21 protein-coding genes are annotated in these 20,991 nt (G+C 72.8%); 12 read left to right on the forward strand and 9 right to left on the reverse strand.

What is annotated here, in order from left to right:
• The first annotated feature begins 200 nt into the window (after positions 1 to 200).
• A complete protein-coding gene (locus ACH4C6_RS23900) occupies positions 201 to 1,541 on the forward strand; it encodes a transcriptional regulator (RefSeq protein WP_398110620.1) in 1,341 nt (446 codons plus the stop codon).
• A 107-nt stretch (positions 1,542 to 1,648) separates the two neighbouring features.
• Positions 1,649 to 2,209 (forward strand): NUDIX hydrolase, encoded by a 561-nt coding sequence (locus tag ACH4C6_RS23905; protein WP_398110621.1) that lies wholly within the window; start codon positions 1,649 to 1,651, stop codon positions 2,207 to 2,209.
• Here ACH4C6_RS23905 and ACH4C6_RS23910 read toward each other — a convergent pair.
• Together ACH4C6_RS23910 and ACH4C6_RS23915 are read right to left on the reverse strand one after the other, a co-directional pair.
• Positions 2,206 to 2,463, reverse strand: coding sequence for a hypothetical protein (locus ACH4C6_RS23910; protein ID WP_398110622.1), 258 nt, complete (start codon positions 2,461 to 2,463; stop codon positions 2,206 to 2,208). The two genes, ACH4C6_RS23905 and ACH4C6_RS23910, sit on opposite strands and share 4 nt — an antisense overlap.
• A 236-nt stretch (positions 2,464 to 2,699) precedes the next feature.
• Positions 2,700 to 3,575: a 3-hydroxybutyryl-CoA dehydrogenase gene (locus ACH4C6_RS23915; RefSeq protein ID WP_398110623.1), complete on the reverse strand. Its 876-nt coding sequence runs from the start codon at positions 3,573 to 3,575 to the stop codon at positions 2,700 to 2,702.
• A gap of 173 nt (positions 3,576 to 3,748) precedes the next feature.
• Between ACH4C6_RS23915 and ACH4C6_RS23920 the strand changes: the two genes are divergently transcribed.
• Entirely contained in the window at positions 3,749 to 4,984 is a 1,236-nt protein-coding gene (locus ACH4C6_RS23920) for a glycoside hydrolase family 10 protein (protein ID WP_398110624.1), read from the forward strand.
• A 9-nt stretch (positions 4,985 to 4,993) separates the two neighbouring features.
• Here the strand turns inward: ACH4C6_RS23920 and ACH4C6_RS23925 are convergent, their stop codons facing one another.
• Both ACH4C6_RS23925 and ACH4C6_RS23930 read right to left on the reverse strand, forming a co-directional pair.
• A complete protein-coding gene (locus ACH4C6_RS23925; protein ID WP_369197385.1) occupies positions 4,994 to 5,194 on the reverse strand; it encodes a DUF1918 domain-containing protein in 201 nt (66 codons plus the stop codon).
• An 89-nt stretch (positions 5,195 to 5,283) separates the two neighbouring features.
• Positions 5,284 to 6,306 carry a DMT family transporter gene (locus ACH4C6_RS23930; RefSeq protein ID WP_398110625.1) on the reverse strand — a complete coding sequence of 341 codons (1,023 nt, stop codon included), beginning with the start codon at positions 6,304 to 6,306 and terminating at the stop codon, positions 5,284 to 5,286.
• On the opposite strand from ACH4C6_RS23930, the gene ACH4C6_RS23935 reads away from it, so the two are divergent.
• The 3 genes from ACH4C6_RS23935 to ACH4C6_RS23945 all read left to right on the forward strand — a co-directional run bounded on the left by ACH4C6_RS23935 (position 6,305) and on the right by ACH4C6_RS23945 (position 8,936).
• Positions 6,305 to 7,741: a PLP-dependent aminotransferase family protein gene (locus ACH4C6_RS23935; protein WP_398110626.1), complete on the forward strand. Its 1,437-nt coding sequence runs from the start codon at positions 6,305 to 6,307 to the stop codon at positions 7,739 to 7,741. The two genes, ACH4C6_RS23930 and ACH4C6_RS23935, sit on opposite strands and share 2 nt — an antisense overlap.
• A gap of 40 nt (positions 7,742 to 7,781) precedes the next feature.
• Positions 7,782 to 8,222: a GNAT family N-acetyltransferase gene (locus tag ACH4C6_RS23940; RefSeq protein ID WP_398110627.1), complete on the forward strand. Its 441-nt coding sequence runs from the start codon at positions 7,782 to 7,784 to the stop codon at positions 8,220 to 8,222.
• Between the two features lie 120 nt (positions 8,223 to 8,342).
• Complete coding sequence (locus tag ACH4C6_RS23945; RefSeq protein ID WP_398110628.1) at positions 8,343 to 8,936, forward strand: histidine phosphatase family protein; 594 nt, start codon at positions 8,343 to 8,345, stop codon at positions 8,934 to 8,936.
• On the opposite strand, the gene ACH4C6_RS23950 is transcribed toward ACH4C6_RS23945, so the two are convergent.
• On the reverse strand, positions 8,918 to 9,358 hold the full coding sequence (locus ACH4C6_RS23950) for a DUF6314 family protein (protein WP_398110629.1): 441 nt from the start codon (positions 9,356 to 9,358) through the stop codon (positions 8,918 to 8,920). The genes ACH4C6_RS23945 and ACH4C6_RS23950 overlap by 19 nt on opposite strands.
• A 135-nt stretch (positions 9,359 to 9,493) precedes the next feature.
• On the opposite strand from ACH4C6_RS23950, the gene ACH4C6_RS23955 reads away from it, so the two are divergent.
• Positions 9,494 to 11,977, forward strand: a complete 2,484-nt coding sequence (locus ACH4C6_RS23955; protein ID WP_398110630.1) for an alpha-L-arabinofuranosidase C-terminal domain-containing protein — start codon at positions 9,494 to 9,496, stop codon at positions 11,975 to 11,977.
• 11 nt (positions 11,978 to 11,988) lie between these two features.
• Here the strand turns inward: ACH4C6_RS23955 and ACH4C6_RS23960 are convergent, their stop codons facing one another.
• Positions 11,989 to 12,480, reverse strand: coding sequence for a hypothetical protein (locus ACH4C6_RS23960; RefSeq protein ID WP_398110631.1), 492 nt, complete (start codon positions 12,478 to 12,480; stop codon positions 11,989 to 11,991).
• 129 nt (positions 12,481 to 12,609) lie between these two features.
• Here ACH4C6_RS23960 and argC point away from each other — a divergent pair, with 129 nt between their 5' ends.
• Genes argC through ACH4C6_RS23985 form a run of 5 tightly spaced genes read left to right on the forward strand, consistent with a single transcriptional unit; the run spans position 12,610 to position 17,446 of the window.
• A complete protein-coding gene (argC, locus tag ACH4C6_RS23965; protein WP_398110632.1) occupies positions 12,610 to 13,638 on the forward strand; it encodes an N-acetyl-gamma-glutamyl-phosphate reductase in 1,029 nt (342 codons plus the stop codon).
• Positions 13,635 to 14,786, forward strand: coding sequence for a bifunctional glutamate N-acetyltransferase/amino-acid acetyltransferase ArgJ (argJ, locus tag ACH4C6_RS23970; RefSeq protein ID WP_398110633.1), 1,152 nt, complete (start codon positions 13,635 to 13,637; stop codon positions 14,784 to 14,786). The genes argC and argJ overlap by 4 nt, the downstream gene beginning before the upstream one ends.
• Positions 14,783 to 15,697, forward strand: a complete 915-nt coding sequence (argB, locus tag ACH4C6_RS23975; protein WP_398110634.1) for an acetylglutamate kinase — start codon at positions 14,783 to 14,785, stop codon at positions 15,695 to 15,697. Before argJ ends, argB begins: the two co-directional genes overlap by 4 nt.
• A complete protein-coding gene (locus ACH4C6_RS23980; protein ID WP_398110635.1) occupies positions 15,694 to 16,893 on the forward strand; it encodes an acetylornithine transaminase in 1,200 nt (399 codons plus the stop codon). The genes argB and ACH4C6_RS23980 overlap by 4 nt, the downstream gene beginning before the upstream one ends.
• A 7-nt stretch (positions 16,894 to 16,900) precedes the next feature.
• A complete protein-coding gene (locus ACH4C6_RS23985) occupies positions 16,901 to 17,446 on the forward strand; it encodes an arginine repressor (protein WP_333934510.1) in 546 nt (181 codons plus the stop codon).
• Positions 17,447 to 17,637: 191 nt separating this feature from the next.
• Here ACH4C6_RS23985 and ACH4C6_RS23990 read toward each other — a convergent pair whose 3' ends face one another.
• From ACH4C6_RS23990 to ACH4C6_RS24000, 3 genes are read right to left on the reverse strand one after another with little or no spacing between them, the layout of a single operon-like run.
• Positions 17,638 to 18,441 (reverse strand): FAD:protein FMN transferase, encoded by an 804-nt coding sequence (locus ACH4C6_RS23990; protein ID WP_398110636.1) that lies wholly within the window; start codon positions 18,439 to 18,441, stop codon positions 17,638 to 17,640.
• On the reverse strand, positions 18,434 to 19,510 hold the full coding sequence (locus ACH4C6_RS23995; RefSeq protein WP_398110637.1) for an FMN-binding protein: 1,077 nt from the start codon (positions 19,508 to 19,510) through the stop codon (positions 18,434 to 18,436). Before ACH4C6_RS23995 ends, ACH4C6_RS23990 begins: the two co-directional genes overlap by 8 nt.
• A gap of 40 nt (positions 19,511 to 19,550) precedes the next feature.
• Positions 19,551 to 20,933, reverse strand: a complete 1,383-nt coding sequence (locus tag ACH4C6_RS24000) for a ferric reductase-like transmembrane domain-containing protein (protein WP_398110638.1) — start codon at positions 20,931 to 20,933, stop codon at positions 19,551 to 19,553.
• Positions 20,934 to 20,991: the final 58 nt, after the last annotated feature.

Consider the following 20,991-nt stretch of genomic DNA (forward strand, 5'->3'; position numbering starts at 1 on the left):
GGGGCGGACGGCTCAAGCGGGCCGCCGCACTGTACGAGGGGGAGCCGGCGGCCCGGCCGGCCTCTTTCGAGGCAACTCAGTCAACCGGACCGCGACGCAGAGCGACAGCGTGCACACAGCCCGGATTCGGGTACTCCGTTCACACCCCGTGTGAATCCGGAGCCACTAACCTGACCGCACCGAGCCACCCGGGGGGCCACATGCAGCCCAACACTCTGCTCGACGCGATCCTGGACGAGGCGGGCGTCTCCCACGCGGGACTGGCCGCCCACGTCAACCAGGCGGGCCGGGCACGGGGTCTGACCCTGCGTTACGAACACACCGCGGTCGCGCGCTGGCTGAAGGGGCAGCGGCCCCGGGGCCAGGTGCCCGACCTCATCTGCGAGGTGCTCGCCGCCCGGCTCCAGCGGCCGGTCACCCTCGACGACATCGGGCTCGGCGTGCCCGGAGAGCCGTCCGCCCCGCACACCGGCTCGCTGTCCGGCTTCGTGGAGCGGGCCACCGCGCTGTGGCGCTCCGACGAGCAGCAGCGACCCCACATACTGGGCGCGCCCGCCCTCACCGGCACGCCCGCCGTGATGCCGGTGTGGGAATGGGAGAACCCGCCCGAGGACGTGGACGTCTCACGCGGCGGCCGGCACCGGGTCACTCCGGACGACCTGGAGATGCTGCGGGCCGCGCGCACGCACTACGAGCAGATGTACCGCAAGGCCGGCGGCATCGCCACGCGCGCCCGGATCGTCGGCTTCCTGAACTCCGAGGCCGCCCCGCTGCTGCGCGGCAGCTACACCGACGAGACGGGCCGTCAACTGCACCGTGCCACAGGGGGGTTGGTGGCGGTCGCCGGCATCTGCGCCTACGACTCCGACGCGCACGGGCTGGCTCAGCGCTACTTCCACCAGGCACTGCGCCTGGCGAAGGCCAGCGGCGACCGTGGACTCGGGGCGTACGTCATCGCCCTGCTGGTCAACCAGTCGCTGTTCATGCGGGAGTACCGCCAGGCCGTCGCCTTCGCGGAGGCCGCGCTGCGCACCGCCGGCAGGCACATCACCCCGGCGCTCGCCTCCGACCTGTACGCGATGCAGGCCAAGGCCTACGCGCACCTGGGCGACGGCACGAGCGCCCTGTCCCGCATCCGGCGGGCCGAGCAGGCCGCCGAGCGCATCCGGCGCGGCTACGAGCCCGACGAGACCGGCTATGTCCAGCCGGGGCTCGTCAACGTCCAGGTGGCGGAGGCCCTGCTCAGCCTCGGGGAGATCGCGGCCGCCGGGGAGCATGCCGCGGCCGCCGTGGACAACCCGGCGCACGACCGCGGCCGGGTGCACCGGCTGGCCATGCTGAGCACCATCGAGCTGCGCCAGGGCAACGCCGACAAGGCGGTGGCGATCGCCGTGCAGATGGCCGAGCAGGCCCGGGGCATGGAGTCCCAGCGGCTGCGCGACCGGCTGCGCGCGGTGCGGGAGCACCTGGTCCGCAACGGGTGCGCCGGCACCTCGGAGGCGGCCGAACTCATCGACGGGGCGCTGCGCGTACCGTTGTAGACCCGGGCGGCGGCCGCCCGGACCGCTCCGAGCCGCTTCCCGTGCGCCTGCTGCCCGACCGTCCCTGCTGCGATATTGCCACTTACTCGACGGAAGGTGGCAGAACCGTGCAGTGGACGAAACACAACGAACAGGCTGTGTACTCAAACCGTTGGTTCAGCGTCAATCTCGCGGATGTCGAACTACCGGACGGCCGGCACCTGGACCACTTCCTCATACGGCTGCGGCCCGTCGCGGTGGCCACGGTCGTCAACGAGGCCAACGAGGTGCTGCTGCTGTGGCGGCACCGCTTCATCACCGACAGCTGGGGGTGGGAACTCGCGGCGGGAGTGGTCGAGGACGGTGAGGACGTCGCCCGGGCGGCGGCCCGCGAACTGGAGGAGGAGACCGGCTGGCGGCCGGGACCCCTGCGCCACCTCATGAGCGTGGAGCCGTCCAACGGGCTCACCGACGCCCGGCACCACGTGTACTGGGCCGACGAGGGCGACTACGTCGGGCACCCCGTGGACGACTTCGAGTCGGACCGCCGGGAGTGGGTGCCCCTCAAGCTCGTCCCCGACATGGTCGCCCGCGGCGAGGTCCCGGCCGCCAACATGGCGGCCGCGTTACTCCTGCTGCACCATCTCAGGCTCGGACACGACACGCTGCCCCGACCCGGCGCCGCCTAGCGCCCGAGCGCCTGCCAGATCGTCACGACGAGGGCACCCACGGCGGTGAGGGCGGCGACGGTCGGCAGTGGCCAGCGCGCGTGTTCGAGCGAGTGGATCCGGGTGTTCAGGTCGTCGAGTTCCTTGGCGGTCTCCTCGGTGCGATGGCTGAGCAGGGCCAGCCCGCCCTCGACGCGTGCGTAGGCCACGTCGAGGCGGCGCCGTAACTCTGCGAGTTCTCCTTGAACGACGGGATGCTCGGGATCGACGGTCACGATTCCGCTCCTTTCCGTAGTCGCTTCACATCCCTTGCATGCGCATGAGGAGTCAACTCGCCTGGTGGGCGCCTGGGGAGAGTGTGCGGAGGGCATATGCGAGCCCGGCGCGCACACGGTGTGTGAATGCCGCGGGCCCGGCACCAAGGGAGGTGCCGGGCCCGTCGCATGGCCGAAATCTGACCGTCCGTAACCGGCCTCGCGGGGAGGGCCGGGGTGGAGTGCGCTGGGGAGGGTCAGGAGTAGGTGTAGAAGCCGGAGCCCGACTTGCGGCCCAGCCGGCCCGCGTCGACCATGCGCTGGAGCAGCGGGGGAGCGGCGTACAGCGGCTCCTTGTACTCCTCGTACATCGACTGCGCGACCGAGGCGACCGTGTCCAGGCCGATGAGGTCGGACAGCTTGAGCGGGCCCATGGGGTGGGCGCAGCCCATCTCCATGCCGTTGTCGATGTCCTCGCGGCTGGCGATGCCGGTCTCGAACATCCGGATCGCGGAGAGCAGGTACGGGATGAGCAGCGCGTTGACCACGAAGCCGGAACGGTCCTGGGCACGGATCGCGTGCTTGCCGAGCAGCTTCTCGGTGAACAGCTGGGCGCGGCTGATCGTCCCCTCGGAGGTGGTGAGGGCGGGGATCAGCTCGACGAGCTTCTGCACCGGGGCCGGGTTGAAGAAGTGGACGCCGATGACCTGGTCGGGCCGCGAGGTCGCCACCGCCAGCTTCACCAGCGGGATGGAGGAGGTGTTGGAGGCCAGGATGGCGTCCGGCCGGGTCACGACCTGGTCCAGGACCTGGAAGATCTCGGTCTTGACCTGCTCGTTCTCCACGACGGCCTCGATCACCAGGTCACGGTCGGCGAATTCGCCGAGGTCCGTGGTGAAGCTCAGGCGGGCCAGCGTGGCCTCCTGCTCCTCCTCGGTGATCTTGCCGCGCTCGGCTGCCTTGGCCAGGGAGGTGAACAGCCGGGTGCGGCCGATCTCCAGCGCTTCGCCGGTGGTCTCGGCGACCATGACGTCCAGGCCGGCGCGGGCGCACACTTCGGCGATCCCCGCGCCCATCTGACCGCAGCCCACGACTCCGACGCGTGCAATGTCTCCCGCTGGGATGTCCGTCACATCGTCCCTTTCGCTGCTGATCCACGACCGGCAGGCCGGCCGGGTCCCGGCGCCTGCTCCGTTCGTGCACGTTACCGCCAAGTATCGATGATCGATCGCGGGGGGCGGCTCAGGTTCGGGCATGCTGGGCCCGGAGCGATCCGCGACGGTGCGGATCCGCGGCTTTTTGGGGCATGCGGATGGGACGAGTCTCACGCAGGGCGTTCGCCGTGGCGGCGCTGTCGGCTTTCACGATGATGCCCCCCGCGGCGGCCGCGTCCGGCCGCAGGGGCGGGGCGCCGGCCACCGAGATGCGGGGGGTGTGGCTCGCCACCGTCGCCAACCGGGACTGGCCCTCCAAGCCCGGGCTCAGTGCCGCGCAGCAGCGCTCGGAGCTGCTCACCCACCTCGACACGGCCGTCCGCAACCGGCTCAACACGGTGTTCTTCCAGGTGCGCCCGACCGCGGACGCCCTGTGGCCCTCGCCGTACGAGCCCTGGTCGCAGTACCTCACCGGCACGCAGGGCAGGGACCCGGGCTGGGACCCGCTGGGCACGGCCGTCGAGGAGGCCCACGCCCGGGGCCTGAAGCTGCACGCCTGGTTCAACCCGTACCGGGTCGCCGCCCACGCGGACCCCGGCCGGCTCGTCGCCTCCCACCCGGCCCGGGAGAACCCCGACTGGGTGGTCGCCTACGGCGGGAAACTCTTCTACAACCCGGGGATGCCCGAGGTCCGCGCGTTCGTCGAGGACGCGATGCTCGACGCGGTGGCCCGCTACCCCGTGGACGGCGTCCACTTCGACGACTACTTCTACCCGTACCCGGTGGCCGGGCAGAGCTTCGACGACGACGACGCCTACGACGAGCACGGCGGCGGCTTCCCCGACCGGGCCGCGTGGCGGCGGGACAACATCGACCGGCTGGTGCGCGAGACGGCGGACCGGGTGAAGGAGCTCCGCCCCGGGACCGCCTTCGGCATCAGCCCCTTCGGCGTGTGGCGCAACTCCTCGACCGACCCGGCCGGTTCGGACACCCGGGCCGGTGTGGAGACGTACGACGACCTCTACGCGGACACCCGCACCTGGGTGCGGGAGGGCTGGATCGACTACATCGTGCCGCAGCTGTACTGGAACATCGGCTTCGCCGCCGCCGACTACGCAAAGCTGGTGCCCTGGTGGGCGGAGATCGCGCGCGGCAGCTCGACGCAGCTATACCTGGGGGAGGCGCTCTACAAGGCGGGTGACCCGGCGCAGCCGGCGGCCTGGCAGCAGCCGGCCGAGCTGTCCCGGCACCTGACGCTCGCCGCGGAGCACGCGCCGGTGCGCGGGCACGTCTACTTCGCCGCCCGGGACGTGGCGGCCGACCGGATCGGGGCGATGGCGAGGGTGGTGGCCGACCACTACGGGCTGCCGGCCGACCCACCGCGCTGAGCCGCCGGGTCAGGGACCGGTGGTGGTCTCCCGGTGCCGGATCTCGGTGTCGGGCCCGGGCGAGCACACTCCCTCGTGCCCGTCCTCGAACCGGACGCGGTACGGGGGACCGCCCTCGTCGCCGAGGACCTCCACGATCTCGCCGACCTTGTCGTGCTGACCGACCACCCTGCCGTGCTGGACCAGCCGGTCGCCCACGGTTGCGTGCATCGGGACCTCCTCACGAGGGGTGCAGCGCCGGTCCACGGCCTCGGGTCCGCGGCGCGGGCCCCCACGGGCCGGGGGCCGGACGTCGTCCCTCAGCCGCGGGCCCGCTGTGTGACGGCGATGCACACCAGCACCGCCGCGGCCGTCAGCGGGGCGGCCACCGTCAGGTGCTCGCCCAGCAGCAGCACCGACCACACCAGTGTGAGCAGGGGCTGCGCCAGCTGCAACTGGCTGGCCTTCGGGATGCCGACGGCCGCCATCCCGCGGTACCAGACGACCAGTCCGAGGAACTGCGAGCCGGCCGCGACCCAGAGCAGCCCGGCCACACTGTGGGCCGTGAGCCGCACCGGCTCGTGCGCCAGGGCGAGGGCCGCGACGGGTACCGTCAGCGGCAGGCACAGCACCAGCGCCCAGCCGATCACGTGCCAGCCCGGCATGACCCGGGCCAGCCGGCCGCCCTCGGTGTAGCCAGCCGCGCACACCAGCAGTGCCGCGAAGAGGTACAGGTCGGCGGTGGTCAGGGCGCCGCCGCTCTGCTGCGCGGTGAAGGCCAGGACCGCCGCCGCGCCCGCCAGGGCCGCGCACCAGAACGTCCGCGAGGGCCGGGTGCCGACGCGGAGGGCGGAGAAGACGGCGGTGGTGAGGGGGAGCAGCCCGACCACGACGGCGGCGTGCGCGGTGGTCGACGTCCCGAGCGCCAGCGTGGTCAGCAACGGGAATCCGAGGACGACCCCGGCGGCGACGACGGCGAGCCCTGGCCAGTGGCGACGGGCGGGCAGCGGCACCCGCAGTGCCAGCAGGGCACCGCCCGCGATCACCGCGGCGAGGACGCTGCGCACGGCCACCAGCGACCAGGGACCGAACCCCTCCAGACCCCAGGCGGTGGCGGGGAAGGTGAGGGAGAAGGCGATGACCCCCAGGGCGGCCTGGAGGGTCCCGTACCCGGCACGGTCCGTCCCGGGGCCGCGCGCGGGCCGCCCGCCTCCGGCGCGGGCTGCGCGCCGCGCACCGGCCGTGCCCCGTGCGCCGGTCGCGGACCGGTGATCCGCCGTACCGGGCGCCGGGGCGCCGACCGCTATCCCGGTGTCCGCAGTAGCGCTACTCTCTGCTCTCATGCAAGAGCGTAGCAGTGTAGGTGAACTGGCGGAACGGCTTCGGCGGGAGCTGGACCGCTACTCTCCTGGTGGAAAGCTGCCGTCGAGCCGGGCGCTCGTCGAGCGGTTCCGGGTGAGCCCGGTGACCGTCTCACGGGCGCTGGCGCAACTGGCCGCCGAAGGACTGGTGGTCACCCGCCCCGGCGCGGGCGCGTTCCGCGCGCAGGCCCGGACGGGGCCGGCTCCGGCGGGGGACACCTCCTGGCAGGAGGTCGCCCTCAGCGCGGAGGGCGCCGCCGACCTGGTGCCCCGCTCGGTGGACGCCTCCGGGGTGCTGGTGTCCCTGGCCGCGCCACCACCCGGGGTGATCGAGTTCAACGGCGGCTATCTGCACCCCTCGCTCCAGCCCGAGCGGGCGATGGCCGCGGCCCTGTCGCGAGCGGGCCGCCGCCCCGGGGCGTGGGGACGGCCGCCCATGGAGGGCCTGCCCGAGCTGCGGGAGTGGTTCGCACGCAGCATCGGCGGCTCCGTCACGGCCGCCGAGGTGCTGATCACCTCCGGCGGGCAGTCCGCTCTCACCACCGCCCTGCGCGCCCTCGCCCCGCCGGGCGCCCCGGTCCTGGTGGAGTCGCCGACCTACCCCGGCATGCTCGCCATCGCCCGCGCCGCGGGACTGCGCCCGGTGCCCGTCCCGGTGGACGCCGACGGGGTCCGCCCGGCGCTGCTCGCCGACGCCTTCCGGGCCACCGGCGCCCCGGCCTTCGTGTGCCAGCCCCTCTTCCAGAACCCGACCGGCGCCGTCCTCGCGCCCGGACGGCGCGCCGAGGTGCTGCGCATCGCCCGCGAGGCCGGGGCGTTCGTCGTCGAGGACGACTTCGTGCGGCGCCTGGTGCACGAGGACTCCGGGCCGCTGCCGCGCCCGCTGGCGGCCGACGACCCCGACGGCGTGGTCGTCCACGTCTCCTCCCTCACCAAGGCGACCTCCCCGAGTTTCCGGGTGAGCGCCCTGGCCGCCCGGGGTCCGGTGCTGGAGCGGCTGCGGGCCATCCAGGTCGTCGACACCTTCTTCGTGCCGCGGCCGTTGCAGGAGGCCGCGCTGGAGCTCGTCGGTTCAGCCGCCTGGCCGCGCCATCTGCGGGCCGTCTCGGCGGAGTTGAGGGCCCGGCGGGACGCGATGACCTCCGCGCTCGCCCTGCACCTGCCCGAACTGACCCTGGCCCACGTGCCGTCCGGCGGCTACCACCTGTGGCCGCGCCTGCCCGACGGTGTGGACGAGCCGGCCCTGGTGGCGGCCGCCCTGCGCACCGGCGTCGCGGTCGCCCCGGGCCGCCCGTACTTCAGCGCCGAGCCCCCGGCCGCCCATCTGCGGCTCGGCTTCGCCGCCGTCGCCGGCACCGGGGAGATCGCGGAGGGCGTACGGCGGCTGCGGGCGGCCCGCGACGAGGTGCTCGGATAACTCCTCGACGGGCCCTCGGGCGGCCTGCGAGCATCGCGCCATGAACGCCACCCCGCCTCTGCCCGAGGGCTACGAGATCTCCACCGACCCCGCCCGCCTCGACCGCGAACGGGTGCACCGGTGGCTGTCCACCGACGCGTACTGGGCCCTGGGCCGCCCGCGCGAGAAGCAGGACCGCGCGATCGACGGGTCGCTGAACTTCGGCGTCCACGACACGGTGTCGGGGGAGCAGGTCGCCTATGCCCGGGTCGTCACCGACCGGGCGACCTTCGCCTGGCTCTGCGACGTGTACGTCGACCCGTCGGTGCGCGGCAAGGGCATCGGCGGCGCGCTCGTGGGCGCCGTGCGGGAGCAGACACGGGACTTCGGGGTGCGGCGCGTGGTCCTCGCCACGCACGACGCCCACGAGGTGTACGCCCGGCACGGCTTCGCGCCGCTGGAACGGCCCGAGCACTGGATGGCCCTCGTCTTCAGCCGGTGACGGGGCCGGCCCGGCGAAAGCCCGCGGCGAACGCCTCCGGGCCGTGAACGCCGGCATACCGTCGGTAACTGGCGAACAACACCTCTTGACCTGCGTACTTGCGACGCTCACGATCGCCGCATGTCACTTCGGGTCACGTTCGTCGCCGCCGCGCGCAGCTCCGTGCCGCCGGCCGAGCGCTTCGAGGACGACCGGCCGCTGGACCAGGCCGGCTGGAGCGAGGTGGAGCGGGTGGCCCCGGAGCTGCTGCCGCTCGCCGCGGCCGACCTGCGCTACTGCTCACCCGCCCCGCGCAGCCGTGCGACGGGGGAGGGCCTCGGTTACGCGCCGCTCGTCCAGCTGGGCCTGCGCGACTGCGACATGGGCCGCTGGCGCGGACTGACCCTGGGCGAGGCCATGGCTCGTGAGCCGGAGGCGGTGGACGCGTGGCTCACCGATCCGCGGACCGCGCCGCACGGCGGTGAGTCGCTGGTGGACTTCATCTCCCGGGTCGGCGGCTGGCTCGACACCCGGCCCGTCGAGGACGGCTGCCGGGTGGTCGCGGTCGCCGAGCCGTCCGTGATCCGGGCCGCCCTGGTGTACGTCCTGAAGGCGCCGCTCCGGAGCTACTGGAACATCGACGTCCGGCCACTGTCGACGACGGCCGTGACGGGCCGGGCCGGTCGCTGGAACCTGCGGTTCGACGGGGCGTCCGCTCAGCACTCGCGCGCGTAGTCCGTGCGCAGCACGAGGTCCTTGGCGGGGCCGCGCACCCGCCACACGGTCCGCCAGTGGTCGGCGTCGCGGACGGTGAACTCGCCCCGGTAGAGGTCGGCCGAGCACGGATGGTCGGCGACATGCCGTCCCGGCCTCAGGTCGAGGTCGTGGAACGGCCGCCCGTCCGCGAACCGCACGTCGGCCGTGCCGTCCGGCCCCGGCAGGAACCGCAGGGTCCGCTCGGCCGGCCGGGTGACGCCGTGCCAGGTGAAGGCGCCGGTCTCGCGGTGCAGCAGCCCGCCCCCCTCCAGCGCGCCGAACGCGGTGGTCCCGGCGAACTCCCCTTCCGCGCCGCCGGCGAGGTCGCGCACGGTCCGCGACACCCGCCACCGCCCGGCCAGATACGCCAGTGTGTCCGGCACCGGCCAGAACTCGCCCATCCCCGACCGCTCTCCGTCCCGTCCGTGGCCGCGCGACCCATTGACGCGCCGTCGCCCCCTCCCTATCTTGCCGTTCGAAGTCCTGACCAATGTCTGAGATTTCGAACACACCTACCAGAGAGCCGCGGAGCCTCCATGCCACGCACCGCACGCACGCGAGGGAGAGCGGGCCTCACGGCCGCCGCCCTGCTCACGGCAGCAGCCCTCGTACCGGCCCCCGCCCACGCCGAGGACGTCACCGACTACACGATCACCGTCGACCCCTCCGCCCGGGGCGCGGCCATCGACGACACGATGTACGGCGTCTTCTTCGAGGACATCAACCGCGCCGCCGACGGCGGCCTCTACGCGGAGCTGGTGCAGAACCGGTCCTTCGAGTACTCCACCGCCGACAACGGCGCGTACACGCCCCTGACGTCCTGGACGGTCACCGGTACGGCCGAGGCCGTCGACGACCCGGGCCGGCTCAACGAGCGCAACCGCACCTACCTGTCCCTGGGCGCCGGTTCGGCCGTCGCGAACGCGGGCTACAACACCGGCATCCGGGTCGCGAAGGGGGAGCGGTACGACTTCTCCGTGTGGGCCCGCGCCGCCCACGGCAGCACGCTCACCGTCTCCCTGAAGGACGCCGCGGGCAGCCTGGCGGACGCCCGCCGGGTCGCCGTCGAGGGAGGCTGGGCGAAGTACCAGGCCACCTTCACCGCGAGCCGCACCAGCAACCGGGGCCGCCTCGCCGTCGCCGCCTCGGACGCCGCCGCGCTCGACATGGTGTCGCTGTTCCCGCGCGAGACGTACCGGAACCAGCCCGGCGGCCTGCGCAAGGACCTCGCCGAGAAGATCGCCGCCCTCCGGCCGGGCTTCGTGCGCTTCCCCGGCGGCTGCCTGGTCAACACCGGCTCCATGGAGGACTACAGCGAGTCCTCCCACTGGCAGCGCAAGCGCAGCTACCAGTGGAAGGACACCGTCGGACCGGTCGAGGAACGCGCTACCAACGCCAACTTCTGGGGCTACAACCAGAGCTACGGGCTCGGCTACTACGAGTACTTCCGCTTCGCCGAGGACATCGGTGCCATGCCGCTGCCCGTCGTCCCCGCCCTGGTCACCGGCTGCGGCCAGAACCAGGCCGTCGACGACGACGCACTGCTGAAGCGGCACATCCAGGACACCCTCGACCTCATCGAGTTCGCCAACGGCCCGGCGACCTCGACGTGGGGCCGGGTCCGCGCGCGGATGGGCCACCCCGCGCCCTTCCACCTGACCCACATCGAGGTCGGCAACGAGGAGAACCTGCCCGAGGAGTTCTACGCCCGCTTCGAGCGGTTCCGGAACGCCATCGACGCGAAGTACCCGGACATCACCGTCATCTCCAACTCCGGCCCCGACGACGCCGGAACGGTCTTCGACACCGCCTGGCGCCTCAACCGCGAGGGCAAGGTCGACATGGTCGACGAGCACTACTACAACAGCCCGGCCTGGTTCCTGCAGCACAACGACCGCTACGACTCCTACGACAGGAACGGGCCCAAGGTCTTCCTCGGCGAGTACGCCTCCCAGGGCAACGCCTGGAGGAACGGCCTCGCCGAAGCCGCCTACATGACCGGCCTGGAGCGCAACGCGGACGTCGTCGAGCTCGCCTCCTACGCCCCGCTGCTCGCGAACGAGGACTACGTCCAGTGGCGGCCGGACCTGATCTGGTTCAACAACCGGGCGTCCTGGAACTCGGCGAACTACGAGGTCCAGAAGCTGTTCATGAACAACGTCGGCGATCGGGTGGTCCCCTCCAGGGCCACCGGGACCCCGAACGTCAGCGGTCCCATCACCGGCGCCGTCGGCCTGTCGACGTGGGCGACCAGCGCCGCCTACGACGACGTGCGGGTCACCTCCGCGGACGGCTCGGCCCTGTTCGGCGACGACTTCTCCGGCGACGCCTCCCGGTGGAGGCACACCGGCACCGGCAGCTGGAGCGTCCGGGACGGTGCCTACGTCCAGACCGACACCGCCGCCGAGAACACCATGGTCACCGCCGGCGACCCGGCCTGGAAGGACTACGACCTCCATGTGAGGGCCACCAAGAAGTCCGGCAAGGAGGGCTTCCTCGTCGCCTTCGGCGTCCAGGACACCGGCACCTACTACTGGTGGAACCTGGGCGGCTGGAACAACACCCGGTCCGCGATCGAGCAGGCCGTGGACGGCGGCAGAAGCACCCTGATGACGAAGGCCGGGTCGATCGAGACCGGACGGGCCTACGACATCGACATCAAGGTGCGCGGCCGCCAGGTCACCCTGTTCCTGGACGGCGAGGAGTGGGGCAGCTTCACGGACGACAAGCCGGCCGAGCCGTTCCGCCAGGTCGTGACCCGGGACGACCGGACCGGCGACCTCGTCGTCAAGGTCGTCAACGCCCGGCCCGCCGAGGCCCGTACGGCCGTCGACCTCGGTGGCGCCGAGGTCTCCGCCGCGGCCCGTGTGACCACACTGGCCGCCGACCAGGACGCGGTGAACACCGAGACCGACACCCCGGTGACGCCGGTGACCTCCACCTTCCGGGGCGTGGCGAGCACGTTCACGTACACCTTCCCGGCGAACTCGGTGACGTTCCTGCGGATCAGGCAGAGGTAGACGCGCCCGTCTCACACCGGTCCGCTCCGGTGGCACAGGACGCAGCCCTCCCAGTGGGGCAGGGCACTCGGCACCCGGTGGCGCACGCAGCAGGCGACCGCCGGGGCCGGGAGCGCGTCACCGGGCGGAACGGCCGCCGGCGGCTCGAACGCCTCCACGATCTCCCGGAAGCGGCGCAGATACTCCCGCGCGAACGGCGGCTCGTACCCGAGCTCCGCCCAGCGGTGCCCACGGGCCGCCAGCTCGGTCGCGCGCAGCACGAAGGCCTTGGCGGCCGCCCGCTCCGCCGGGGTCGCGCCCCAGTCCAGCTCGGCCAGGTCGAACCCGACCGCACCCCGGCCCAGCACGCTCTGGTCCTGCCAGGACAGCAGCGCGGCGAAGCGCAGCTCCCACGGCCGCTCCGCGAGCGCTGCGACGGCGAGCGCGAGCACCTCCACGAAGACCTCGGTGCCGCCGTTGGGCAGGTGCATGGCGTCGGCGCCGGCCCGGAAGACGTTGCCCATGGCGGGGAGCGTACGCGCGGGGGCGCGCGGGCAGGGATCGTGCGGGACGGCCGCCGTCGGGAGCGCCCGGAATGGATTGCATAAAACTGCGGCGCAACGTATAGTCATGCCTCCTAAGGAGGAGGTTCCATGGCGGTACGTGCGGCGGTGGCCGGAGCGAGTGGATACGCGGGCGGGGAACTGCTGCGTCTGCTGCTGGCACACCCCGAGGTCGAGATCGGTGCCCTGACCGGCAACTCCAACGCCGGGCAGACCCTCGGTGCGCTCCAGCCGCACCTGCTGCCCCTGGCCGGCCGGGTGCTCCAGGAGACGACCCCGGAGGTGCTCGCCGGTCACGACGTCGTGTTCCTCGCGCTGCCGCACGGGCAGTCCGCGGCCGTCGCCGACCGGCTCGGCCCGGACGTGCTGGTCGTCGACATGGGCGCCGACTTCCGGCTGACCGACGCCGCCGCCTGGGAGAAGTTCTACGGCTCCCCGCACGCCGGCACCTGGCCCTACGGCCTTCCCGAACTGCCGGGTGCCCGCCTCGCGCTGGAGGGGTCCAAGCGCATCGCGGTACCCGGCTGCTACCCGACCGCCGTCTCCCTGGCCCTCTTCCCGGCGTACGCCGCCGGGCTCGCCGGGCCCGAGGCGGTGATCGTCGCCGCCTCCGGCACGTCCGGCGCGGGCAAGGCGCCCAAGCCGCACCTGCTGGGCAGCGAGGTCATGGGCTCGATGTCCCCGTACGGGGTCGGCGGGGTGCACCGGCACACCCCCGAGATCACCCAGAACCTCGGCGCGGCCGCCGGGCAGCCGGTCACCGTGTCCTTCACCCCGACCCTCGCGCCGATGCCGCGCGGCATCCTCGCCACGTGCAGCGCCAAGGCCGCCGACGGGGTCACCGGCGAGTCGTTGCGCGCCGTGTACGCCAAGGCCTACGCGGACGAACCGTTCGTGCACCTGCTGCCCGAGGGACAGTGGCCCGCCACGGCGTCCGTATACGGTTCCAACGCCGTTCAGGTGCAGGTCGCCCACGACGAGGCCGCCGGACGGATCATCGCGATCAGCGCCATCGACAACCTCACCAAGGGCACCGCGGGCGGTGCCGTCCAGAGCATGAACATCGCCCTGGGTCTCGACGAGACCACCGGACTGACGACGATCGGAGTCGCGCCGTGAGTGTGACGGCAGCAAAGGGATTCACGGCGGCGGGCATCGCCGCCGGGATCAAGGAGAACGGCAACCCGGACCTGGCCCTCGTGGTCAACAACGGGCCCCGCCGTGCCGCCGCCGGCGTCTTCACCTCCAACCGCGTGAAGGCCGCGCCGGTCCTGTGGTCCGAGCAGGTGCTCAAGAGCGGCCAGGTCTCCGCCGTCGTCCTCAACTCCGGCGGCGCCAACGCCTGCACGGGCCCGAAGGGCTTCCAGGACACCCACGCCACCGCCGAGAAGGCCGCCGAGGTCCTCGGCCGGGGCGCCGTCGAGGTCGCCGTCTGCTCCACCGGCCTCATCGGTGTGCTGCTGCCGATGGACAAGCTGCTCCCGGGCGTCGAGGCGGCCGCCGCCCAGCTCTCCGAGCACGGCGGCGAGAAGGCCGCCATCGCCATCAAGACCACCGACACCGTCCACAAGACGTCCGTCGTCACCAGGGACGGGTGGACCGTGGGCGGCATGGCCAAGGGAGCGGGCATGCTCGCCCCGGGCCTCGCCACCATGCTCGTCGTCCTCACCACCGACGCCGCCGTCGACGACGCCGACCTCGACAAGGCACTGCGGGCCGCCACCCGCACGACCTTCGACCGGGTCGACTCCGACGGCTGCATGTCCACCAACGACACCGTCCTGCTGCTGGCCTCCGGCTCGGCCGAAGTGACCCCGGCGTACGAGGACTTCGCCGAAGCCGTACGGCAGGTCTGCGACGACCTCGGCCAGCAGCTCATCCGGGACGCCGAGGGTGCCAGCAAGGACATCAAGGTGGAGGTGATCAACGCCGCCAGCGAGGACGACGCCGTCGAGGTGGGCCGCTCCATCGCCCGCAACAACCTCCTCAAGTGCGCCCTCCACGGCGAGGACCCCAACTGGGGCCGCGTGCTCTCCGCGATCGGGACGACGAGCGCCGCCTTCGAGCCCGACCGGCTGAACGTCGCCATCAACGGCGTCTGGGTCTGCAAGGACGGCGGCGTCGGCGAGGACCGCGACAAGGTCGACATGCGCTACCGCGAGGTGCACATCGTCGCCGACCTCGCCGCCGGGTCCGAGACCGCCACCATCTGGACCAACGACCTCACCGCCGACTACGTCCACGAGAACAGCGCGTACTCGTCATGAGCAGCGGAGCGACACGCAGGCACACCGCCCTGCCCAAGGCGCAGATCCTCATCGAGGCCCTGCCCTGGCTGGTCCGGCACAACGGCAGGACGGTCGTCATCAAGTTCGGCGGCAACGCCATGGTCGACGAGGACCTCAAGGCCGCCTTCGCCCAGGACGTGGTGTTCCTGCACCACGCCGGCCTCAAGCCCGTCGTCGTGCACGGCGGCGGCCCGCAGATCAGCGCCGCCCTCGACCAGCACGGCATCGTCAGCGAGTTCAAGGCCGGCCTGCGGGTGACCACCGAGGACGCCATGGACGTCGTACGGATGGTGCTGGCCGGGCGGGTCCAGCGCGAACTGGTCGGGCTGCTCAACCAGCACGGGCCCCTCGCCGTCGGCCTGACCGGCGAGGACGCCCACACCATCACCGCCACCAAGCACCAGCCCGAGATCGACGGCGCGTTGGTCGACATCGGGCGCGTGGGCGAGATCACCGCGATCGACACGGGCGCCATCGAGGCCCTGCTCGCCGACGGCCGCATCCCGGTCGTCTCGTCGATCGCCCGCTCCGAGGACGACGGGCATGTCTACAACGTCAATGCTGATACGGCGGCTGCGGCACTCGCTGCTGCACTGGGCGCCGAAACCCTCATGGTCCTCACGGACGTCGAGGGACTCTACGAGGACTGGCCGCACAGCGACGAGGTGATCAGCCGCCTCACCGCCGCCGAACTGGAACGGCTGCTGCCGGACCTGTCGTCCGGCATGGTGCCGAAGATGGAGGGCTGCCTGCACGCCGTACGCAACGGCGTGACCACCGCCCGCGTCATCGACGGCCGGGTCCCGCACTCGATCCTGCTGGAGATCTTCACCGACGAGGGCATCGGCACGATGGTCGTGCCCGACGAGCACGAGGGGGAAGCCGTATGACCGCCCATCAGGAGTACGCCGAGCGGTGGCAGGGCGCGCTCATGGACAACTACGGCACCCCGCTGCTGCCGCTGGCCCGCGGCGAGGGCACCCGCGTGTGGGACGCCGACGGCCACGCCTACCTCGACTTCGTCGGCGGCATCGCCACCAACGCCCTCGGCCACGCCCACCCGGCCGTCGTCGAGGCCGTCACCCGGCAGATCGGCTCCCTCGGCCACATCTCCAACTTCTTCATGGCCGAGCCGACCGTCGCCCTCGCCGAACGGCTGCTGCGCCTGTTCGGCCGGGACGGCAAGGTCTTCTTCTGCAACTCCGGCGCCGAGGCCAACGAGGCGGCCTTCAAGATCGGCCGGCTGACCGGGCGGACCCACATCGTCGCCACCGAGGGCGCCTTCCACGGGCGGACCATGGGCGCCCTGGCCCTGACCGGCCAGCAGGGCAAGCGCGAGCCGTTCCTGCCGCTGCCGGGCGACGTCACGCACGTGCCGTTCGGTGATGCGCAGGCCCTGGCCGCCGCCGTGACCGAGGAGACCGCGCTCGTCGTCCTCGAACCGATCCAGGGCGAGCTCGGCGTCGTCGTGCCGCCCGCCGGCTACCTCAAGGCGGCCCGGGCCATCACGGCCGCGACCGGGGCGCTGCTCGTCCTCGACGAGGTGCAGACCGGCATCGGCCGCACCGGGCACTGGTTCGAGTACCAGGCCCACGAGGGCGTCCTGCCCGACGTCGTCACCCTCGCCAAGCAGCTCGGCGGCGGACTGCCGCTCGGCGCGACCGTCGCCTTCGGCCGGGCCGCGGAGCTGCTGCGGCCCGGCCAGCACGGGACGACCTTCGGCGGCAACCCCGTGGCCTGCGCGGCCGGGCTCGCCGTCCTCGACACCATCGAGAACGAGGGGTTGCTGGAGAACGTCAAGCGGCAGAGCGAGAGGTTGCGCGACGGGATCGAGGGCCTGGGGCACGAGTTGATCGACTTCGTCCGGGGCTCGGGGCTCCTCCTGGGTATCGTGCTCACCGAGCCGCTCGCGCCCCAGGTGCGCCAGGCGGCTCAGGAGGCCGGATTCCTGGTGAACGCGCCCGCCCCCGACGTCGTCCGGCTGATGCCGCCGCTGAATCTCCGCGACGACGAGGTGGACGCGCTCCTCGGAGCACTGCCCGGCATCCTGCAGACAGCAAGCGGGGACCGACGATCCGGGGAATGAGACGACGATGAGCCAGGCGCAGGACCACGAGCAGCCGGGGGCGAACGGGCCCGCCGTGCCGCAGACCCGCACCGCACGCCACCGCCGGATCGTGGACATCCTCAACCGGCAGCCGGTCCGCTCGCAGAGCCAGCTGGCCAAGCTGCTTGCCGACGACGGGCTGACCGTCACGCAGGCGACCCTCAGCCGCGACCTGGACGAGCTGAACGCGGTGAAGATCCGCAACACCGACGGTGACCTGATCTACGCGGTGCCCAGCGAGGGCGGTTTCCGCACCCCGCGGGCGCCGCTCGGCGGGTCGGCGAAGGAGGAGCGGATGCGGCGGCTCTCGCAGGAACTGCTGATCTCCGCGGAGGCCTCGGCGAACCTCGTGGTCCTGCGCACTCCTCCGGGGGCCGCGCAGTTCCTGGCCTCGGCGATCGACCAGGCCGAACTGCACGACATCCTGGGGACCATCGCCGGCGACGACACGCTGCTGCTGATCAGCAGGGAGCCGACGGGCGGGCAGGCCCTGGCCGACCATCTGCTGAGGCTGGCGCAGAACGGCCACTGAGGGTTGTCGTGCGGGTGCGGGTGCGGGTGCGGGTGCGGGTGGGTTGTGGCTGGTCGCGCAGTTCCCCGCGCCCCTGGGGCGGTGGGTCGGCGCAGACGGCCACTGAGGGGCGTCGTGCGGGTGCGGGTGGGCCGTGGCTGGTCGCGCAGTTCCCCGCGCCCCCTTCAGGGCGTCTGCCTCCCTGCCGGACGTCACCCCAGCCTCGCCGCCAGCCCCCCGGTGCAGCGCACCTCGTCCCCGGCCGTGATCAGCAGCGCCTCCACGTCCGGCAGGGACTCCAGCCAGGCCAGGCCCGCGCGCGAGCCCATCGCGAAGGCCGCCGTCGCCCAGCAGTCCGCCCAGGTCAGGCGGGGCGCCACCACCGTCACGGCGACCAGGTCCGTCACCGCCGAACGGCCCGTGCGCGGATCGACGATGTGCGCCCCCCGCTCCGCCGTCCCCGAGGTGGCCACGGACAGCTCCTCGGCCCCGGCGGCCGAGACGACCGCCGCCAGACCTCCCGGCCGCAGCGGGTCGGCCACCCCCACCCGCCAGGGCCGCTGAGCCCCCGGCGTGCCGAGGAGCTGCACGTCGCCGCCACCGTTCAGGTTCACCCCGCACACCCCGGGCACCTCGGCCAGCCGCCGCGCCGCCCGCTCCACGGCCCAGCCCTTGACGATGCCGGTCGGGTCGAGACAGCCCTCGTACGTCGTGCTGAACCAGCCGTCGCTCAGCCGCTCCGCCTCGGCGGCCAGGGCGAGCACCTCAGCGACCTCGGGGTCGCAGTCCCCGACCGCCACCTCGCCCCGCCGCAGCCGGGAGACCTGGCTGTCCTCGCGGTACGTGCTGAACACCTCGTCGACCCGGTGCAGCCCGGCGACCGCCTCGTCCAGGGCCGCGCGCACGACGGCCGGTTCCCCGCCGCGGACGTCGAAGGAGAAGACGGTCCCCATCGTCTCCTCGGCATGACGCACCGCGGCGGGAGCCTGAGCGGAGCCGGCCACGGTGTCAGCCACCGGCCTGGTCCAGCGCCGACTGGAGGGACTTCTTGTACCCGGCGCTGGTGTAGGTGGCCCCGGAGACGGAGTCGATGTCCGCGCTGCCGGTGGCGACGGCCGCCTGGTTGAGGCGGGGGACGGAGGAGGAGGTGATCTGGTCGCTGCGGCCGCCCTTGGGCGCCTGCACCGCCTCGGCCTTGGTGATCTTCCCGCCCGTGACGGTGACCCGGACCTGCACCGGCCCGTACTCGGTCTGCGCGGCGCTGCCGGTGAGGACCTGCGTCCGCGCTTGGCCGCCCCCCGCGCCCGCGGCCTGCGAGGACCCGCCGCCTCCGCCCGCGCCGCCCTGCGCCTCGGCCTTGTCGAGGGCGGACTGGAGGGACTTCTTGTACCCGGCGCTGGTGTAGGTGGCCCCGGAGACGGAGTCGATGTCGGCGCTGCCGGTGGCGACGGCGGCCTGGTTGAGGCGGGGGACGGAGGAGGAGGTGATCTGGTCGCTGCGGCCGCCCTTGGGCGCCTGCACCGCCTCGGCCTTGGTGATCTTCCCGCCCGCGACGGTGACCCGGACCTGCACCGGCCCGTACTCCGTCCGCGCGACGTCACCCGTGACCGTCCGCGCCTGCCCGGAGCCCTGCTCCGCGCCGCCCTGCGCCTTGGCCTTGTCGAGGGCGGACTGGAGGGACTTCTTGTACCCGGCGCTGGTGTAGGTGGCCCCGGAGACGGCGTCGATGTCGGCGCTCTGCGCGGCCACGGCCGCGCGGTTCAGGCGCGGCACCGAGTCGGCCGTGATCTGGTCGCTGCGCCCGCCCTTCGGCGCCTGCACGGCCTCCGCCTGCGTGATCTTGCCGTTGCTCATGGTCAGGCGGACCTGCACCGCGCCGTACTGCGTCCGCGCCGCGTCCCCGGTGACCGCGCCGTTCACCCCGCCCTGCGGGGCCTGCCCGGCGGCCGCCGGGGGGACCTGCCCGCCCGCCGCCTGGGCGGAACCCGGATCGGTGGCCGGCTTCAGCGACAGCAGCAGCACGATCCCGGAGACGGTGGCTGCGCCGGCGAGCACGGCACGCCGGACCGGGTGACTCTTCCTCATGGTTTCCCAAACTCCTGAAGGGCTGGTGGTGTCCCGTCGCTCACATCTCGAACGACTCGTGATGGATACGGCGGGCGGGGACTCCCGCGCCGCGCAGTGCCTCGTAGACGGTCTGCGCGAAGCCGGGCGGCCCGCACATGAAGACGTCGTGGTCGCCGATGTCGGGGATCTTGCGCTGGAGGGACTCGGCGGAGATGTCGGGGCGCTCCCCGTCCGGGCTGTTGACCGCGTACATCAGCCGCGCGCCGCGCTCGTCGGCGATCGCGGCCAACTCGCCCCACAGGGCCAGGTCCTGGGTGCTGTTGGCCCGGTAGAGCAGGGTGATGTCGCCGGAGGCCCCGGGCAGCGTCTCGAACAGGGCCCGCATCGGGGTGATGCCCACGCCGCCCGCGACCAGCAGCACCTTGCCGCGGCTGCGGCGCTGCGCGGTCAGGGCGCCGTAGGGGCCCTCCGCCCACACCCGGGTGCCGGGGGTGAGGTCCCGCAACCGCTCGGTGTGGTCGCCGATCGCCTTCACGGTGATCCGCAGCATGTCCGGGCGGGGCGCCGCCGACAGCGAGTAGGGGTGCGAGCTGAACCGCATCCCCGGCGCCATGAACCGCCAGCGGAAGAAGTGCCCGGCCTCCGCGCCCATCCGGTGCAGCCTGCGCCCGCCGATCAGCACCGACACGATCCCCGGCGTCTCCTCGATGACCGCCTCGACGCGCATGCGGTGCCGCAGGTTCAGCCGGATCGGCGTGAGGATCCGGTACCAGAGGACCAGGACCGTCACGACCCCGTACAGCCCGTACCAGAAGGTCTTCGCGGCCGGCTCGACGGCGAACTCGTTGCCGGTCGTGATCTGGTGCCAGAACGTCAGGTACACGGCCGCGTAGGTCAGCAGGTGCACGTGGTACCAGGTGTCGTAGCCGATCAGCCGGCGCACCCCGCCGATCGACAGGATCCCGATGAGGAACAGCAGACCCGTCCCGATGGCGGCCTTGCCCATGTCGGGCAGCTGGTCGATGGAGTCGGTCGTCTGCTGGACGATGTCGCCGAGTCCCTTGCCCGCCTGCAGGGCGTAGCCGTACATGATGAGGAAGACGTGGGCGAGGACCAGGCAGAGCGTGTAGCGGCCGGTCATGGCGTGCCAGCGCGCGACCCGGTCGGTTCCCACCCGCCGCTCCAGTGCGGGCACCCGGGCCATCTGGAGCACCACCAGCGCCATCAGGTAGCCGGCGAGCAGGCCGGTGATGCGGCCCGCGGCCAGGATCTTGCTCGTGGTGTCGGCGAGGGACGGCGTGTTGTCCCACCACAGCCACAGCACGGCCGCCGCGCCGGCCCACAGGGCGATCAGCAGCGGGACGGCCGGGGAGCGGCGCGGGCGGATGCGGCGCATCGTCTGGCGGCGGGCGGCACGTCCGCCTGCGAGCGTGGTGGTCACGGTTCCTCCGTGGGGACTTGACCCTTGGCCCACAGATACGTGCGGGGGCACGGGAGTG

Origin of the sequence: Streptomyces sp. NPDC017943 (assembly GCF_044328425.1) — a bacterium.
In the GTDB taxonomy this organism is placed as follows: domain Bacteria; phylum Actinomycetota; class Actinomycetes; order Streptomycetales; family Streptomycetaceae; genus Streptomyces; species Streptomyces djakartensis_A.

Excerpts from the sequence above, each read along its gene's own strand:
- ACH4C6_RS23935 (WP_398110626.1), top strand. The coding sequence starts at position 6,305 with ATGCAAGAGCGTAGCAGTGTAGGTGAACTGGCGGAACGGCTTCGGCGG.
- ACH4C6_RS23955 (WP_398110630.1), top strand. The coding sequence starts at position 9,494 with ATGCCACGCACCGCACGCACGCGAGGGAGAGCGGGCCTCACGGCCGCC.
- ACH4C6_RS23945 (WP_398110628.1), top strand. The coding sequence starts at position 8,343 with ATGTCACTTCGGGTCACGTTCGTCGCCGCCGCGCGCAGCTCCGTGCCG.
- ACH4C6_RS23920 (WP_398110624.1), top strand. The coding sequence starts at position 3,749 with ATGCGGATGGGACGAGTCTCACGCAGGGCGTTCGCCGTGGCGGCGCTG.
- ACH4C6_RS23950 (WP_398110629.1), bottom strand. The coding sequence starts at position 9,358 with ATGGGCGAGTTCTGGCCGGTGCCGGACACACTGGCGTATCTGGCCGGG.
- ACH4C6_RS23925 (WP_369197385.1), bottom strand. The coding sequence starts at position 5,194 with ATGCACGCAACCGTGGGCGACCGGCTGGTCCAGCACGGCAGGGTGGTC.
- ACH4C6_RS23900 (WP_398110620.1), top strand. The coding sequence starts at position 201 with ATGCAGCCCAACACTCTGCTCGACGCGATCCTGGACGAGGCGGGCGTC.
- ACH4C6_RS23960 (WP_398110631.1), bottom strand. The coding sequence starts at position 12,480 with ATGGGCAACGTCTTCCGGGCCGGCGCCGACGCCATGCACCTGCCCAAC.
- ACH4C6_RS23985 (WP_333934510.1), top strand. The coding sequence starts at position 16,901 with ATGAGCCAGGCGCAGGACCACGAGCAGCCGGGGGCGAACGGGCCCGCC.
- ACH4C6_RS23995 (WP_398110637.1), bottom strand. The coding sequence starts at position 19,510 with ATGAGGAAGAGTCACCCGGTCCGGCGTGCCGTGCTCGCCGGCGCAGCC.
- argC (WP_398110632.1), top strand. The coding sequence starts at position 12,610 with ATGGCGGTACGTGCGGCGGTGGCCGGAGCGAGTGGATACGCGGGCGGG.
- ACH4C6_RS23930 (WP_398110625.1), bottom strand. The coding sequence starts at position 6,306 with ATGAGAGCAGAGAGTAGCGCTACTGCGGACACCGGGATAGCGGTCGGC.
- ACH4C6_RS23980 (WP_398110635.1), top strand. The coding sequence starts at position 15,694 with ATGACCGCCCATCAGGAGTACGCCGAGCGGTGGCAGGGCGCGCTCATG.
- ACH4C6_RS23940 (WP_398110627.1), top strand. The coding sequence starts at position 7,782 with ATGAACGCCACCCCGCCTCTGCCCGAGGGCTACGAGATCTCCACCGAC.
- argB (WP_398110634.1), top strand. The coding sequence starts at position 14,783 with ATGAGCAGCGGAGCGACACGCAGGCACACCGCCCTGCCCAAGGCGCAG.